The 15,775-nt window shown below is 71.4% G+C and carries 12 protein-coding genes; 9 read left to right on the forward strand and 3 right to left on the reverse strand.

Features of this window, described 5'->3' with window-relative positions:
- Positions 1-111 precede the first annotated feature (111 nt).
- From ABZ883_RS35315 to ABZ883_RS35325, 3 genes are read right to left on the reverse strand one after another with little or no spacing between them, the layout of a single operon-like run.
- A complete protein-coding gene (locus ABZ883_RS35315) occupies positions 112-387 on the reverse strand; it encodes a hypothetical protein (protein ID WP_360913650.1) in 276 nt (91 codons plus the stop codon).
- Positions 384-2,183 carry a hypothetical protein gene (locus ABZ883_RS35320; protein WP_360913652.1) on the reverse strand — a complete coding sequence of 600 codons (1,800 nt, stop codon included), beginning with the start codon at positions 2,181-2,183 and terminating at the stop codon, positions 384-386. Before ABZ883_RS35320 ends, ABZ883_RS35315 begins: the two co-directional genes overlap by 4 nt.
- Positions 2,180-3,592, reverse strand: a complete 1,413-nt coding sequence (locus tag ABZ883_RS35325; RefSeq protein WP_360913655.1) for an integrase — start codon at positions 3,590-3,592, stop codon at positions 2,180-2,182. The genes ABZ883_RS35320 and ABZ883_RS35325 overlap by 4 nt, the downstream gene beginning before the upstream one ends.
- Before the next feature lie 155 nt (positions 3,593-3,747).
- Between ABZ883_RS35325 and ABZ883_RS35330 the strand changes: the two genes are divergently transcribed.
- From ABZ883_RS35330 to ABZ883_RS35370, 9 genes are all read left to right on the forward strand, one after another.
- A complete protein-coding gene (locus ABZ883_RS35330; RefSeq protein ID WP_360913657.1) occupies positions 3,748-4,623 on the forward strand; it encodes a hypothetical protein in 876 nt (291 codons plus the stop codon).
- 1,192 nt (positions 4,624-5,815) lie between these two features.
- Entirely contained in the window at positions 5,816-6,517 is a 702-nt protein-coding gene (locus ABZ883_RS35335; protein WP_360913659.1) for a hypothetical protein, read from the forward strand.
- 659 nt (positions 6,518-7,176) lie between these two features.
- Positions 7,177-8,223 carry a conjugal transfer protein gene (locus tag ABZ883_RS35340; protein ID WP_360913661.1) on the forward strand — a complete coding sequence of 349 codons (1,047 nt, stop codon included), beginning with the start codon at positions 7,177-7,179 and terminating at the stop codon, positions 8,221-8,223.
- Positions 8,220-8,561, forward strand: a complete 342-nt coding sequence (locus ABZ883_RS35345) for a hypothetical protein (RefSeq protein ID WP_360913663.1) — start codon at positions 8,220-8,222, stop codon at positions 8,559-8,561. The genes ABZ883_RS35340 and ABZ883_RS35345 overlap by 4 nt, the downstream gene beginning before the upstream one ends.
- Complete coding sequence (locus tag ABZ883_RS35350) at positions 8,558-9,082, forward strand: hypothetical protein (RefSeq protein ID WP_360913665.1); 525 nt, start codon at positions 8,558-8,560, stop codon at positions 9,080-9,082. The genes ABZ883_RS35345 and ABZ883_RS35350 overlap by 4 nt, the downstream gene beginning before the upstream one ends.
- The gene (locus ABZ883_RS35355; RefSeq protein WP_360913667.1) at positions 9,079-11,736 is read left to right on the forward strand and encodes an ATP-binding protein; all 2,658 of its coding nucleotides are present in this window, start codon (positions 9,079-9,081) and stop codon (positions 11,734-11,736) included. Before ABZ883_RS35350 ends, ABZ883_RS35355 begins: the two co-directional genes overlap by 4 nt.
- On the forward strand, positions 11,733-12,089 hold the full coding sequence (locus tag ABZ883_RS35360) for a hypothetical protein (RefSeq protein ID WP_360913669.1): 357 nt from the start codon (positions 11,733-11,735) through the stop codon (positions 12,087-12,089). Before ABZ883_RS35355 ends, ABZ883_RS35360 begins: the two co-directional genes overlap by 4 nt.
- Positions 12,086-14,536: a hypothetical protein gene (locus tag ABZ883_RS35365; RefSeq protein WP_360913671.1), complete on the forward strand. Its 2,451-nt coding sequence runs from the start codon at positions 12,086-12,088 to the stop codon at positions 14,534-14,536. The genes ABZ883_RS35360 and ABZ883_RS35365 overlap by 4 nt, the downstream gene beginning before the upstream one ends.
- 107 nt (positions 14,537-14,643) lie before the next feature.
- A complete protein-coding gene (locus ABZ883_RS35370) occupies positions 14,644-15,666 on the forward strand; it encodes an NlpC/P60 family protein (RefSeq protein ID WP_360913673.1) in 1,023 nt (340 codons plus the stop codon).
- The last annotated feature ends 109 nt before the right edge of the window (positions 15,667-15,775 follow it).

The following is a 15,775-nucleotide window of genomic DNA, read 5'->3' on the forward strand; positions in this document are numbered from 1 at the left end:
CTGAGAGAGTTCGGTGATGCCGCGGCCGCCGAGCCAGGAGGCGAAGCGGGTCCAGATCTGAAAGTAGTGGCGCAAAGTGCCCGGTTGGGTGGTGGAGCGCGAGGCCCGCTGCTAGAGCAGCACGGCCGGGGTCGGCACGTTCAGCTCGGCGAAGGCCGCGCGCATGAAGCCGGGCCGCAGCCCGGCAGGACAGCGGCTCCAGTCGATGACCAATGAGCGGTTCGGCTCCTTGGGGCTGATCAGCGCCAAGCGCCAGGCCAGATCGCGGAACCGCGGCAGCTGCTCCGGGTCGAAGCCGGGCCGCAGTCGGTTGAACGGGAGGACGAAGGTGTCCGGGGCGGGGTCGATCACTTCCGGCCCGGCGGGAAGGGGCGAGGACGCATTCACGGGTCGAGCCTCCGTTCCAGCATCGCGTGGATCAGCTCCCGCTCGCTGTCGGCCGCGGCGGCGACCAGTTGGGGCCGCGCGTCGGTGGTGGTGTAGGTGGTCAGGAAGTCACCGATTCGCGCATGGTGTGTCACCCAGTCCGCAGCCCACACCGTCGGGGTCACGGCCGATCGCAGGGATTCGAGCGCCTGGTGCAGATAGGCAATGCGGGGCAGGTCTCGGCCGATGGCGACCGCGTTGCGGCAGGCGAAGCACAGCAGGAATGACACCGCGCACGGCATCCCGGCCGTGCTGTGGTCGGAGTTGAGGAAGTCCGCGCACGAGGCGACCGGGGTGCGCAGACGGCCGGCCACGATCCGGCGCGCCACCTCCACGTCGATCCCGGCCTCCTTGGCCACGAGCTCGGCACTCACCTCGCCCTCGGCGTCGAGCCCGTCGACCAGGCGCATGGCGACCGTCTGCCGGGCGGAGGCCAGAGCCTGGGCCAGCCCGAGCTCCACAGCGCCGCGCGAGGCAGCGCGGACGTCCTCGTCCTTGAGCTGGTAGTCCCGCTCGTGGGTGGCCTGGGTGTTGTTGCGGGCCCGACCGTGGTGCGCCTGCGCGCTGTGGCGCAGCGCCTGGGCGTGCACCCGGGCGGGCAGGTCGACGCCGCCGTCGCGGACCTGCTGCTGCCAGCGCCGGATCGCCCCGTCCAGGGCTGCACCGAGCACGTGGTCGCGCAGATTCTCGCGTCCGCCCAGGCCGCGGTGGCCGACCAGCAGCTTCGTCGCCGGGCGGCCCAGCGCCTCCAGGGTGGCCCTGGCTGGCGCGGTCAGCTCCAGCACATGCCGCAGGGCCCGGCCGCTGGAACCCTCGCCCACGTCGACGAGCGTGTTGCTCGCGTGCCGGCGACGACCCCGCCGCGCCTTGTCCGTGTCGACCTGGTGCACGGCGGGGTCGTCGCGGTCCGCGTTCGGCCACCAGGTGGGGACATCCATCTTCTTGAGCACCGACAGGTTCCACCCCTCGTGCACGATCAGCAGCACGGCCGCCGCCCCGATCTCCACCGGCGTTGCGAACAGCCGACTCAGCGAGGCGGCATTGCCCTCGAAGCCGCACGCGCGTTCCGCGTACGCGGTCACCGCGCGGTCGGCGCTGTTGGGGTAGCGCGGCAGGTCCCCGGTGCGGGCCAGCACGTCCAGCACCTCCCCGAGGGGCCAGTCGCCGTCCCCGGGCTCGATCGCCCCCGCTCTCCACCGCTGAAGGACCACGGTGTTCGCCGCGATCCTCAGCCGCCCGGCGCGCACCGTCGCGGCGGCCGCGTCCCGGATCCGGCGCAGTTCCTCCCGGGTGTGGGCCTGCTTGCGCGGCCGCCCGCGCCGGGCTGGCGGCCGGCGCCGCGGCGTCTCCATGAATACCCGGGTCGCCTCCGGCACCCCGGGCGCCCGCCTGACGACCGCGGCCAGGACCCGGCGGGTATGGGTGTCGCCGGTCCGCTGCTTCCACCACTCCACCGTGATCTGCCCGGTCGCGGCGACGGGCGGTTCGGCCGCCGCAGCGTCCTTGAACAGCAGTTTCAGCGCGCCGGCGTTGGTCTGGTAGGTGTCCTGGCTGCCCCAGCCCCGGCCCTGCGCGGCCAGCGCGGCCACCAGCGCCCGCCGGAAGTCGACGGGGCCGGCGCTGTCCCGGAAGTCCCACACGCCCAGAGGCTTCCCGGCGCCGCTGACCGGGCGGATGACCAGGCCGTCCGCGTCCAGCACCGGCGCCTTGCGGTAGTCCGTCGGCGGCAGCGCCGCCCGGCGCCCCCGCCCGCTCACGCCGCGTCCAGGATCAGGCCCGTGCGCGCCGCCAGCTCCGCGATCGTCTCCGCGTTCACCGGGTTGTCGTCGTCGCCGAGCAGCGACTCCAGCTGCAGCCCGCGCACCGGCTCCAGGTACACGTCCCGCGTCACCTGCTCACTGCGGTGCCCGAGCATGTCCTTGACCATCAGCCAGACCTGCCCGTACACCTCCTCGTAGTGCAGGCGCTCGGCCGGTGTCAGACCGAGTCGGCGGTCCAGGGCGTTGTGCAGCGCGATCAGCGTCCGCAGGGCCATGGAGTGCCGCAGCATCTTCGGCGTCGCGAAGACCTTGAGCCCCGCGGCGGCGCACCGGTCGCTCGCCCGCTCGAAGACCTTCGTCCAGCTCGTGTACCGCAGAGGCAGCCCGCTCTCGGTCAGCCACAGCATCGCCGGCTCCAGGCCGTCCTCACCCTCGACGAACAATCGCATCCGCTCAGCGGCCGTCAGCCGCCCCAGCGCACTCTCGCCCGCACGCCCGTCCCGCCCCTTCCACTGCACGCGGCCCGCCCGGCTGACCCTCTGGATGATGCGCAGGTCGGGCAGCCGGTCGTAGACGCCGCGCCGCCGGGCGCGCGCCACCGCGAAGGCGCGCGTGCTCATCCGGTAGCCCTCGACGCGCTGAAGCGCCTGATGGCCGACGTAGAAGGTGTAGCCGGCCCTCTTGGCCACAGCCTGGCCCACGCGGCCCGCGTAGTAGTTCCGTCGCCCGAGCGCCGGGAGCTCGCACAGCAGCAGGGTGCCGCCCTCGCGGCGCCGCAGGCCGCTGGAGTACATCAGGTCGGCGTAAGCCGTGTCCCGGCCAGCCGAGCGGCCGCGCCACGCCTCGTCCTCCAGGCCGCTCGGCAGCATGCCGCCGAGCCCGACGTTGCGCCACAGCCGAAAGGCCCGGGGCGACAGCCACTTCACGTCCGAGGTCTTCACGTCCGACGGCGAGGTGAGCGTCACCGGGTTCGCCGGTACGAGGCCGCGCTGGGCCGCGATGCCATACAGCAGCTTCAACGCGGCCTGCTCCTTCGCCCACGTACCGCCGTCGACCGGCGCCGGATTCGTCGCCCCTCGTCGACGCCAGTCCTCCCAGTCCTCGACGTCGTCCTCCGACGCCTCGTCCCAGTTCAACCCGCGCTGCCACAGGAACGTGAAGAACAGCCGGTAGAGCGGGGCGTAGGTGACCTGGGTGCCCTGCGCCTTGGCTGAAAACGCCGAGCGCCGGAGGCACTCACTCAACCGAGGATCAACCCGGCCATCCGGCGAGACGAGGATCGGCTGCCGCTCGCGCAGCCCGAGCGCCCGCTCGCGAGCCTCCAAGTCCTCCCAGCCGGGGACAGGTCGGCCTCCGACGGGATCACCGCCGTCGCCCACCCAGAACAGCCGCCATTCGTAGATCACTTGACTCCCTCAGCCGCAACACGACATGAGGCAACACAGCGTATGTCCACAGAACACCGGTACGCCCTGGCCATCGGCCCGCGCACCCAGCGCCCTGAGATCCGCGGCACCGTGCTGCCGTACCCGAAGCCCTACGCCGAGGCCTTCACGGGCAGGTGAGGTTCTTCCTGGGCAGCCACATGCCGCACTGGCTCGGTGAGCTGGACGTGTCGCTGTGCATCAACCGCAACCGGCTGGTCAAGCGCAAAACCTTCCCGCGGGCCCGCGCCCCGTGGGCCCTGGACAGCGGCGCCTTCACCGAACTGAAGGAACACGGCCGCTGGCGCATCACCGCGGCCGAGTACGCCGCCGAAGTCCGCCGCTACCACGACGCCATCGGGCAGCTGGTGTGGGCCGGTCCACAGGACTGGATGTGCGAGCCGTGGGTGATCTTCGGAAGGAACCGCCACCTGGCGCCTGGGCACCGCGACCGGTTCGAGGGCACGCGCCTGGCGCGCGGCCTCGAACCGGACGACCCGGAACAGGACCTCACCACTGCGGTCCGCTTCCACCAGGAGCAGACCGTCGCGAACTTCCTGGAACTGAAGGAGATCGCTCCAGACCTGCCGATCATGCCGGTGGTCCAGGGGTGGACCCTGGCCGACTACAAGCACTGCCTCCGCCTCTACAAGCGGGCCGGGATCGACCTGGCCGGTGAACTCATCGTCGGTGTCGGCTCGGTGTGCCGCCGGCAGGCCACCGCCGAAGTCGGCGCCATCATGACCACGCTCGCCGACCGCGGACTGAGGCTCCACGGCTACGGCGTCAAAGCCCTGGGCATCGCCGCGTATGGCCACCTGCTCGTCTCCTCGGACTCGCTCGCATGGAGCACCGGCGCTCGGTACGGCAAACGGCTGCCCGGCTGCACCCACCGGGCCGCCAAATGCCAGAACTGCCCCCGCTACGCCCTCCAGTGGCGCAGCCGGATCGTCACCACTGACCCCGGCTGGCGCCAACTCGCCCTCACAGAGCCCCTCGACACACAGGCATGACCCCAAGGAGACCCCCAATGCCCCAACGAGAGTGCCGCCGAGGCCGCTCGCGGCCGATCCCCTTCACGTGCCGCCGCGGCGTCGGCCACCGCGGACCCTGCAGTCCGTTCACCCATCCTCCGCAGCCACCTGCCGATCCGACGGCACACGCCGCGCTGCTCGCCATGAGCCGCAGCACCCGGCGACAGCTCAGCCCGACGACCACACATCCGCCTATGCCGACCCGCAACGCCAAGGAGACGACATGCCCCGCGGCTGCACCCTTCCTCCCTCGGACTGTCAACTCGACACCGGCCACCCCGGTCCCTGCAGCCCCTTCCCTCAACGCTCGTTCCTCGTCCCGCACGCCCCGCTGATCATTCACGTCTGGCTGCACCGGCCCACCGGCGCCGTCGGCGTCTCCCACATCTGGCGACTCCCCCAGGGCTGGCCCACGGCAGGACACGGAAGCCGGCTGATGGAGCCCACACACCCGCTGCCCTACCGCCGCGAGGATCCCTGGTCGCCCCGCACCCCCGGTGACATCGAGGAGGTCCTGCAGGCCCTCGGGTGGCGGACGATCTCTCGTGCCGAGGCCGCACGCACGCTGACCGGGAAGTTCACAGTGCCGCGCCCCGAGTGGGGCGTGGGCCTCATTCATTCCGCCGAGCCCGATGACGTCACCTGGCTCGTGTCTGAGTTCGAGGCGGTGGCCTTTGCTGTCCGCCAGGCCGCCCAGGGTTCCGCCCGCTCCGCTGCAACGCCTCACAGTGGACGTCCCCTGATCCGGCACACCAGCTACGGCCGCGTCCTGGTGCTGTGCCCGGCCGGCCACCTGGTCCAGTCCGTGCAAGCCACGGATTGGACGGGATCCGCACTAGCCGCACGCTGTGCCGACGCCGGACTTCACGGTCGACTGCGACGGCGGCAGGACGTGACCGCGGCCGGGTGTGCACGTTGGCCGGTTCAGGTTCCGAAGTTGACACTCATCACAGAAGCGTGCATCATTACAAGTGTCGGCCGCGGGAGCGGCAGACAGAATGATGGCCGGCAGGAACACCTCGAGAGGTGTCGGCCGCGGGCGGCAACCCCGACCGAACGTCCTACCGACCATCGGTACTCCAGCCCACCAAAGGAAGGAGTACCTCCAGTGTACGGGCCCTCGACCCGTGCCAGCACCCCGTCCCACCAGACCCTGCGGAGGTCCCACGACATGGCCAAGCAGCCCAACCCCGAAACCCGCACCTTCAACGGCCGCGTCGTGGTCAACCGCGACTGGATGGCTGAGCAGACCGGTGCCAGCCGTGCCACGGTCAATCTCTGGTACACCAAGCGCTCCGAGCAGCCCGAGGATGCGCGCCACCCGGAGAAGGCCGTGACGATCGAGCGCGTCGACTTCTATGACCAGGAGGAGTTCGAGCGGTTCTACGCGGCGCACCAGGAGCGCAAGAAGGCGAAGGTGCTGCCCAGCGACCCGGCCTTGTACGAGGGCGACGTCGACGACGTGCTCTCCATCAACCAGGCTGCCGAGCTGCTCGGCTTCACCGATGCCGGCGCCATCCGCAAGTACCTGAGCATGGACACCGGGTACTTCCCCCAGCCCGTCGGGACCGTTGTCAGCCCCAGCGGCCGCCGGCAGATCGCTGCCTTCCGCCGCGGCGACCTGCAGGACTTCGACCGCCGCCGGACCGGCGACGGCACCGGCGCAGCCGGCCGACCCACAGGACCTCAGCCGCGCGAGCGCAAGTCCGAGACCGTGGAGCGCGTCGAGACCGCCGTGGCCTACCTGCGGGAACACGGCTATCAGCGCGGCGTAGGCGCCAAGCTCGCTGTCATCCACGGTGAGCCGGCCTGGAAGTGGGAGCGCATCGTCAAGGAGGCTCGTCAGCACCTGGAGTCCGGAACCGAGTCCTGATCCCGCACGGTGACACCAGGACTCGGTGCGGCACACCGATCTGTCACCCAGTGACCCGCAGACTGCCTGCGGGCCACTTGCCTTTGCGCACGCCGCCGGTACTGCCTCCCGGCTTTGGGCACTTCGCTGATCTGGCTGCGCAGCGCCCTGTGTGTTCCTGCGCAGTGGGCCGTGCGCAGCGACGTCCCCCGTGCCGATACCGACGGCGGGACCTGCGCGTCCGAGCGATGCGCAATCACTCGGTGAGTGTGCTGTGCATCGCCGGTGAGCAGCTTTCTGGGGCCCGGTGCCGAACGGCTCGGCAGTGTCCGCACTTCTGCACTGAAGACGCGGCGCCCGGCTCGCCGGTGATACTCCGGGCTCTTCGGGTCCTCGAAAAGGGACTCGGCGCTGCCGGCGATGGCGGCCGGACAGTCCCACACCGGATCCACAACTGCCGGGCCGTTGGAACACGGTGAGTGGCGGCGCAGCTCTTGTGACCTGCGGTGGTGAGCAAAGTCGTCGCAGCTCACCGGCTATTCGGTGCTACTCACCGACTACTCACCGAAACGACTGATGCCGAACTGTAATTTTTGACCCCCCAATTCGGTGAGCGAATCGGTGAGTGGTCCCGGGCTTCATGGAGGACGTCCCCCCGTCCCCACCATGGGAGCCCTGGCATGACCACAGACGTCCGACAGCCGCCACCGTCCACCGTCGCGTCCGCAGCCCTACATACTCCACGCCTGTCGTTGCGCAGCTTGCGCACCACCCGCCGGGGGGTGTCGCTGGCCCGGATCGGGGTGTGGGCAGCCCTGGCCGCCGGCCCACTGGCCCTCCTGACGAACTGCGCAACGCCCCACACGAGCGGAGCAGTTGTGCAGCCGAAGGCCCCCGTCGCGGCTGCGGTGCGCATCGCTGATCCGGGCGGTGTGGCCGCCCTGTTCACGGATCTGTGGCTGCGCAGCGGCAGCGCCGATGACCAGAGCGGCACTGCGCAGGCGGTGCGTGCGCTCGCGCCCACCGTTGCTCTCCCGCAGCGGTCCGGCAAGCCGGCCGGGCTGGTCCTCCAGCGCACGGTGGCGGTGCGCAGTGTCGAACTCGGCAACGGCAGCTGGTCCGTGGTCGTGGCCGCGCAGTTCGACTCCGCCGGTGCGCAGGGAGCGTCGACGACGCCGGCCGTGCGGCTGCGTTCGGTGCGGTACTTCGCCGTGCCCGTTCAGTCGGCCGAGCACAGCGACGGGGCGGGCGCGTTCACGGTGACCGCGCCGCCGGCGGAAGTCGCCGGACCCGCGTCGGCTCCGGTGCCGGAGTCGACTCTTTCCCGTCCGTTGCCGACCAACGGGCCGGTCACACGCTCGCTGGCGGAGTTCTTCGCCGCCTACCTGACCGGCGTCGGTGAGGTCGACCGGTACCTGTCGCCAGGGACCGCGCTCGCCGCCGTACGCGGTACCCGGTACCGGTCGGTGACTGTCGACCAGGTCGACGCGGACAGCGACAGCGCTGACGGCGCTGTCCCGAACGCCGGCCGGCGTGTGACGGTGCGAGCGCAGGTCACCGCGACAGATCCGGCCGGTGACCAGTGGCCGCTGTCGTACGTGCTGTCCCTGGCCGCCCGCGGCGGACGGTGGGAGGTCACCGCCCTGGAAGCCGGAGCCCCGCTCAAGACGACGCACGTGCAGACGACGCCCGGCGCAGGAACCGCGACCGGCGGTGAGGGCCGATGACCACCACGGGCACGCTGATGGCGGGGAAGTTCGCCGACGTCGGCAACTCGCTGATCACTCTCGTGGGCAGCTGGGCCGAGCGGTCCCTGCCGATCGTCCTCACTGTCATCGTCGTGGTCACCGCAGCCCGGAAGTTCTCCGTGAAGGCCGCGGTCGGCGCGCTGATCGGGCTGGCGCTGTGCATGGGCCTGTACGCCTCTCGTGACGTGCTGTCCGATGCGTTCACCGACGAGATCAACAACCCGTCCAAGGGGTCCGGCGTCATCGAGCGGACCGTCACCGACCTGCCCGCACCGCCGCCCTCCGGGGCGGCGGGTACGACGGGCGGGGTGCTGTGAGCGCCGCGGCGGAGCGGGACCAGGTCGCCCGTGTCTACACCTCGGCGCGGCGGCATCCGTGGGTGCTGGGCAAGTTGGGCGACTTCACCTTGCCGTTCGGCCCCTACACACCGACGCAGCTGGGTGTCATGGCCGGCGGGGCGCTCGTGCTGATCAGGACGTTCTCCTGGTGGTCGTGGCTCGGGCCGCTGCCTGTCGTGGCGTGGGGCGTGGCGATCTGGGCGGCCCGGGGGACGAAGATCGCGGGTCGGTCTCCGATGGCGGCCGCCGTGGGCTGGCTGATGCTGCTGGCCGCGCCTGCGGCCGGGCGGATCGGCGGCCGTGCTGCCCGCGACCGTGGCCCTCACCGCCTGAGCGGGGCGTTCGTCATCGAGGACGCGCCCACCGCGTCAGCCAGGCCTCGCCGTCGGGCGAAGCGCCGCCGGTCCCCCTCTTCCGCCAGCCCCGCCCCGGTCCGACCGGTCAGCGGCCTGGCCCAGCTGCTCCACAACAGCAACCCCACGCTCGGAGGCATGCGATGAGGATTCCGTTTCGGCACATCGCCGGGCACTTGGTGTGGTCCACCTCCGGCACAGTCTGGGCGGTCTGGCGGGTGGGGCCGATGGGCGGCCGTTACGTGCCGGCTCGTGTGCGGGACGAGCTGCTGGGGCGGGTGACGGGACTGGTGCGGTCGCTGGCCGGGTCCCCTCGGCTGTTCGGCTTGGCTGCACAAGTCGATCCGGGGGAGATCGCCGAGCAGATGGTGACCGGCCTGGACTGGCGGCACCTCCCGGCGTGGCGGGAGACGGCGGCCGCGTCGCTGAAACTGTTGGCCGGGCAGGAGATGCACCGCCGCACCTTGTGGCTGGCGGTCCCGCTGACCACTCCGAGCGGCTCGTACGACCTGTCGGCCACGGTCCAGGCGATGTGGTCCGAGCTGGCTACCGCGACCGGTCTGCCTCCGACGCCGGTTCCTGAACCAAAAGTCACCGAGTACACCGAGCAGGCCAGCCGGGTACAGGCCGCCCTCGGTGGCGGTCTGTCGCTGCGGCCCGCGTCGCCTGCGGAGATCGTGTGGATGGTCCAGCACGCTCTGCACCGCGGCCTGAACGAACCGCTGCTCGCCGACGCCGAGGCCTCCGTGCTGTACGGCGGTTCGGTGCGGGACGGGCGGCTTCGTTCCCCGTCCTACGCCGACCTCGGGCAGGTCCGTCTCGCCGAAGGCGGCCGCCCCTCACCGAGCGAGTCCGCCGACGGCTCGAGCAAGGCAGCCCGTCGGAACGAGGGGACCGGGGGACGCCCGTGGTGGAAGCGTGACGAGGCCGCGTCCCCGTTGGTACGTCGGTGGCTGCAGGTCGAGTGCGAGGCCGGCACCGGCTACCAGGCCCACCTCGCGCTCGCCGAGCTCCCCCCAAGCCGCGCGGTTGACACCTCGGATGTGCTCGCACAGCTGGAAGGGCTGGACTTCCCGGTCGACTTCACCGTCGATCTGCAGATCGTGGCCGCCGACAAGGCCCGGCAGCAGGTACAGCGCAAGAAGAGGGAGCTGTTGGACCAGGCTGAGCAGTACGGCGCGCAGCCGACCGGGATGCCGCATTCGCTGCCGCACGCGGCCGGTGACCTGGCCGAGGAGGACGCCCGGCTCTCGCGCAGCAGCGTCGAGGTCGAAGTCCAGTCGGTCACGGTGCTGACCGTGTGGAACGAGGATGCGGTGGTGTGCGACGCCCGGGCCCGCGCGCTGGCGGCGGTGCTGTCGGGGGCGGACTACCGGGCGATCCGCCCCCACGGCATGCAGGAGCAGCTGTTCGCGCTCGGGCTGCCCGGCGCGGCCCGGCCTGCGGTGGTGCGGGAGTTCACCCAGCACCAGCTGTCGCAGGACTGGGCTGCTGCCGGTGCCTTCACGTCGATGTCCGTGGGTGACCCGACAGGACTGATGGTTGGCGTCGATCTGGACTGCGGCACGATCCGGCCGGTCCTGCTCAACATCGCCGACGCACCGCAGCGCAACGCCAGTGCGTCCCTGGGCATTGTCGGCGACCTGGGCGCCGGCAAGAGCGTCGTGGAAAAGCTCCTCACCTCGTCAGTGGTGGACCGGGGCGGGCGGGCGATCGTCATCGACCGGACCCCGGTCCGCGAGTGGGCCGGCTTCGGCCGGTCCGCCGCCGGAGAGCGCTGCCAGGTCATCGACGCCGCGAAGGCCGAACTGTCCATCGACCCGCTGCGGGTGTTCGGCGGGCGGATCGGCGCGCACTACGCCCTGTCCTACCTGACGCTGCAGCTGGGGGTCGGGCCGATGACCGCTGCCGGCGCCGTCCTCCACCACGCCGTCGCACAGGCCGCCGCCGACCCGAAGCCGTCCATGAGCCTCGTGCTGGACTTCCTAGCCACCCTGGCCGCGGACGATCAGATGCCCGGCACCCGGCGGGACGCGGCCGCCACCATGGCCGACCTGGTGAGCATCGTCGCATCCAACCCGCTCGCTGGAATGGTGTTCGACCCGGGCCTGCCGCCGGTCTCCCTCGATGGCGACCTCGGCTCCGACATGGTCGTGGTCACCACTGCCGGCCTCACGCTCCCCCCGAAGGAGGCAATCGGCAGCATCGACGTGCTGCGGCAGCAACCGCTGGAGGCGCTGATCGGCCGGGCAGTGCTGTATCTGATCGCCGCGCTGGCCCGGCAGGCCGCGTTCACCGACACGAGCCGGTTCTGCACGGTGGCCCTGGACGAGTGCTACTGGCTCACCTCGAGCGCGGAGGGCTCCGCGCTGGTCTCGGAAATACTCCACGACGGCCGCAAGCACGCCGCCGGCGTCATCCTCGGCGCCCACGACGTCGACGAGCTCGGCCCCGACGCAGGTCTGCTCGCCTACAAGCTGCTGGCCCGCACCAGCGACCACGCCCGGGCCGCAAAGGGCCTGTCCTTCCTCGGTCTCGACCCCGAGTCGGAGGACCTGGTGCGGCTGGTCACCACCGGTCTGTCCCCGGTCGGACAGGCCGGCCGGGAGGGCGAAATGCTGCTGCGCGACCCGCGCATGAACGTCGGACGCATCAAGGTCCACGTCCCGCCCGTGCCACGCATCCACGACGCAATCTTCACCACCCCCGGGGCGGCCCCGAGCGTACCGGCCAGCACCGGGCGGGCACCGAAAACGGACACCGCCGTGCCCTTCACCACACCGGCCGGGAGTTTCCAATGAAGCCCCGTGGAACACGGACGCGGCTGGTGCTGACCCTCGGCACCGCGGCCGCCCTCATCGGATGCCTCGTGGCGGTCTGGGCTCTGCCGCGACCTGTCGCGGCGTCGGCCACCGGTCCGGCACCGCAGCAGACGGCCACGACCACCGCCGCGGCGGCTGGCAGCCCGTGCGACCTGATCGTCGGTCCCGCCCGTGACTACTGCGCTCCTGCTGGCTTGGAGGCCACTGGTCCCGCTGCGCTGACCGGCCGGGTGCCGAGTCGGGCTCAAGGGTTGTGGCTGGTCGGATTCTCCACGGCCGCGCTGACGGCCGCCATCGGTCTGATCGTCACCGCCAGCGGGAGGGCACGATGAAGCGCTGGGACCGCGGCACGCTCCGCTCCGCCGGATTCGTAGCCCTGCTGGTCGTGGTGTTCCTGACGGTGAACACCTCCGTCGCCGCGGCCGCCGACCACGCCGCGACCGCCGGGGGCGGCGGTCTGCTGGCGCCGCTGAACGTGACGACCTCCGAGGGCGCTCCCTTGAGCGGGTACAAGCTGCGGGCCGACGGCGGTGACATCACCGACGTCACCAGCCAGTTCCAGACCCTCATCCTCGGGGGGCTGTTCTCCCTGGTGAGGCTGCTGGTCGGTTTGGCGTGCTGGCTGATCGGCTTCGCGTTCCGGTTCCCTCTGCTGACCGCGATGCTCCGCCCGGCTCAAGCCGTGTCCGACGCCTACGCCACCCACGTGGTCGGCGCGATCGGCCTGGAAGGCATGCTGCTGTCCTGGGCGTTCGTGTTCGGGCTGATCCTGGTCGCCCGCGGCAAGGTCGGCCGGGGCCTCGGTGAGATCGTCCTGACACTGGTCATCGCCGCGCTGGCCGCATCCGCGTTCGTCCGGCCGGACTACCTCCTGGCCAAGGACGGCCCGCTGGACCAGACCCACCAGGCCGCCGTCGAGCTCGCTGCCATCACCAGCAACTCCTACTTCGGCAACACCCCCACCAGCGGCCCGGGCAGCCCTACATGCGACCGCGTGGACCGGCCCGCACCGGCCAGTTGCTCCAGCCCCGCGGTGGGCAGCGGGGACGACGTGGCGAAGTCGGTGCAGGACGCGCTGACGAACGCCCTGGTCGTCAAGCCGTTCCAGTTGCTGCAGTACGGGCGGCTCCTCGACGATGGCAAGCCCGAGAACCGGGCCGCCTACGCCGCCCACCTGAAGATGGTCAAAGGCGCGGGCGAAGCCGACAAGGACGAAAACAGTCCCTGCGCGGAAATCCACGGCCCGGCGAAGGACTACTGCAACGGCACGGCGACCTCACCGCTGGAGCCGGGCCCCTCGGACCCCGAGTTCGCCGCGCTGCTGGACGACCTCGACAACGCCGGCGACGTCGGGAAGCAGGCAGCCGACTACGCCCGCGCTCCGTCGTGGGACCGGATCGGCGGGGTCCTGCTGCTGGGTGTCGCCGCCGTGGTCGTCACCGCCATGGCTGCCTCGCTCGCGGTGATCCTGCTGGGCACGCAGGCCGCCGATGTCGCCGCTGCCGCGGTCGGCGGGGTCACGTTCATCTGGGGCATGCTGCCCGGTCCGTCCCGCATGGCCGTGTGGCGGTGGATCGGCACGTTCCTGGCCTCGGTGATGGTCATGTTCACCACCGCCATGACGATCCCCCTGTTCGGGATCGGCATCGACGCCCTGCTCACCTCCACCGACAGCAGCTCCATGATCGAACGGCTGCTGCTGCTCGATGCGTTCGCCATCGCGGCCCTGGTCTTCCACCGCCGGCTGCAGGCCGCCACCGCCCAGTTCGGTCAGCGCCTGGCACTGCGGTTGCGGTACTCCAAGATCGGCGGCACCCACCTGCCCGGCGACAGCTCCGAACTCGGTGCCGCGATCGGCGCCCACCTGTCCACCAACGGTGGAGGCGGTCTGCGCCTCGGAGGAGGGAGCGGCCTGTCCGGTGCGCACGGCGCACTGCTGCTGCGCCAGCGATTCCTGTCCAACGCCCTGGCGATGACGGACACCACGGGCACGCCGCTCGACGGCGGCCGCATGACGAGCGACGCGCTGGCCGAGGCCCGCCGCGGGCTCGCCCCGGTCGGCATGGCCGTCACCGCGGCCACGCTCGGCCTGCGCGGCGCCTACGCCACCCTGATCGGCCGCCGCCCCGACGACGAAGCGCTGGAGCGGATGCGCCGCCCAGTCGGGCCGGACATGCGGGACGGCAAAGGTGACATCATCCAGCAGGGCGAAGCCCCGGTGACCAACCGGCACACCGGGGAGCTCTTCCACGACCCGGACACGGACCGGACGCTGCTCAGCTCCCGCGTCCACAACCGGGCGGTCCGCTTCCGCGGCTACCGCATCGCCCGACGCGGTGCGCTCATCGCCCATGGAGCGACCCTCGGCCTCCCGCGCAGTGTCTCCGAGGGCCGTCGGCACGCCACCGCCTTCACACGCGATGCCCTACACCAGTTGCAGGTGACCCGGGGACGCGTCGGCGAGAGCATAGACGACTGGGCGGCCGTGGGACGCGATGTCCAGCGGGGAACCGCGCACGTCGGGCAGCGCCTGGCCACCGCCATCGACGTCCACGACCCGGCAGCCCAAGCCCGGGCCTTCGTCCGCGACGCCGCGGTCGGTGGCTGGCTGCTCGGCGCCGGCAGCGAGCGGCGAATGGCGGATCCACGGGAGCCTGGGCCGACCGCATTCCACCCGGACCAGGGGCCAGGAGCGGACCGGCGCCGAGTGTTCGACGCCCTGATGGAAGCTCAGCGCACCGACTGGCAATGGGACCGCGACCATGGCGGTGAGTCGTGAAGGGCGTACGGAGGGGCTGCTGGCTGATCGCGTTGATGATGGCAGCTGCGGTGTGCTGCGCTGGGCCGGTCGGCGCGATCCTGGCTGCCGGGATCAGTCGAACAGCCGTGACCGGTGGCGTCGCCGCGGTCACGGGCATCCCGGCCCGGATCCTCACCGCCATCACCCACCAGGCTCAAGCGGTGACCAGGGTGTCGCCCACGTGTCGGGGGATGCGCTGGCAGGTCCTCGCCGGCGTTGCCACCATCGAGTCGGACAACGCCGCCGGGCACGCCATCAGCCCGGGCGGGGACATCACTCCCCGAATCCTCGGGCCGCGCCTGGACGGCTCCGGCGCGGGCGGCAACACCACCGCGATCCGCGACACCGACCACGGCCGCTGGGACGGCGACGTCCAATTCGACCGGGCAGTCGGCCCATTCCAGTTCCTGCCCGCGACGTTCGCCACGTACGGCAGGGACGCGAACGGCGACGGCCACATCGACCCGCACAACGCCGACGACGCAGCGCTCACCGCCGCGAACTATCTGTGCGGGAACGGGCGCGACCTCGCCGACGAGGACCAGTTGCGGGCCGCGGTGTTCTCCTACAACCACTCCACCGCCTACGTCACCGACGTCCTGAACGCGATCCACCGCTACGACGTCACCGTCACCACGGCCGGAACCGAGGGCGCGTCCGGGGCGACCGGGGACGCCCGGACAGTGGTCGCCGCTGCTCTGGCTCAGCTCGGCGTCCCGTACTCCTGGGGCGGCGGCAACGCCAACGGCCCCTCCCCCGGGATCTGCTGCTCTCCCGGGCAGCACCAGGACGGCCGCACCGTCGTCGGCTTCGACTGCTCCGGGCTGACCTTGTACGCGTATGCGCAGGTCGGCGTTCGCCTGCCGCGGACCACCGAACCCCAGGCGGGAGTCGGCCGCCGCATCCCCGCCTCCGCCGGATTCGGCGCCCTCCAGCCCGGTGACCTGATCTTCTACGGTCCCGACCCGACCAGCAACGCCGGCATCCATCACGTCGGGATCTACCTCGGCAACGGCCAAATGATCAATGCCCCGAAGCCAGGAACCCGGGTCCGGATCGACCCGCTCACCGCCCTGCCCGACTACGCCGGAGGAGCTCGAATACTATGAATTCCCTTTTGTCGCCGCGGTTTTCGGGATCCGCTCTGCTCGCGATCGCAGTGGTCCTGGCCGCCGGCGGCGCCAGCATGATCCTCTTTGCGCTGCCCGAGGGAACGGC

Origin of the sequence: Streptomyces sp. NPDC046977 (genome assembly GCF_040644455.1) — a bacterium.
Classification (GTDB): domain Bacteria; phylum Actinomycetota; class Actinomycetes; order Streptomycetales; family Streptomycetaceae; genus Actinacidiphila.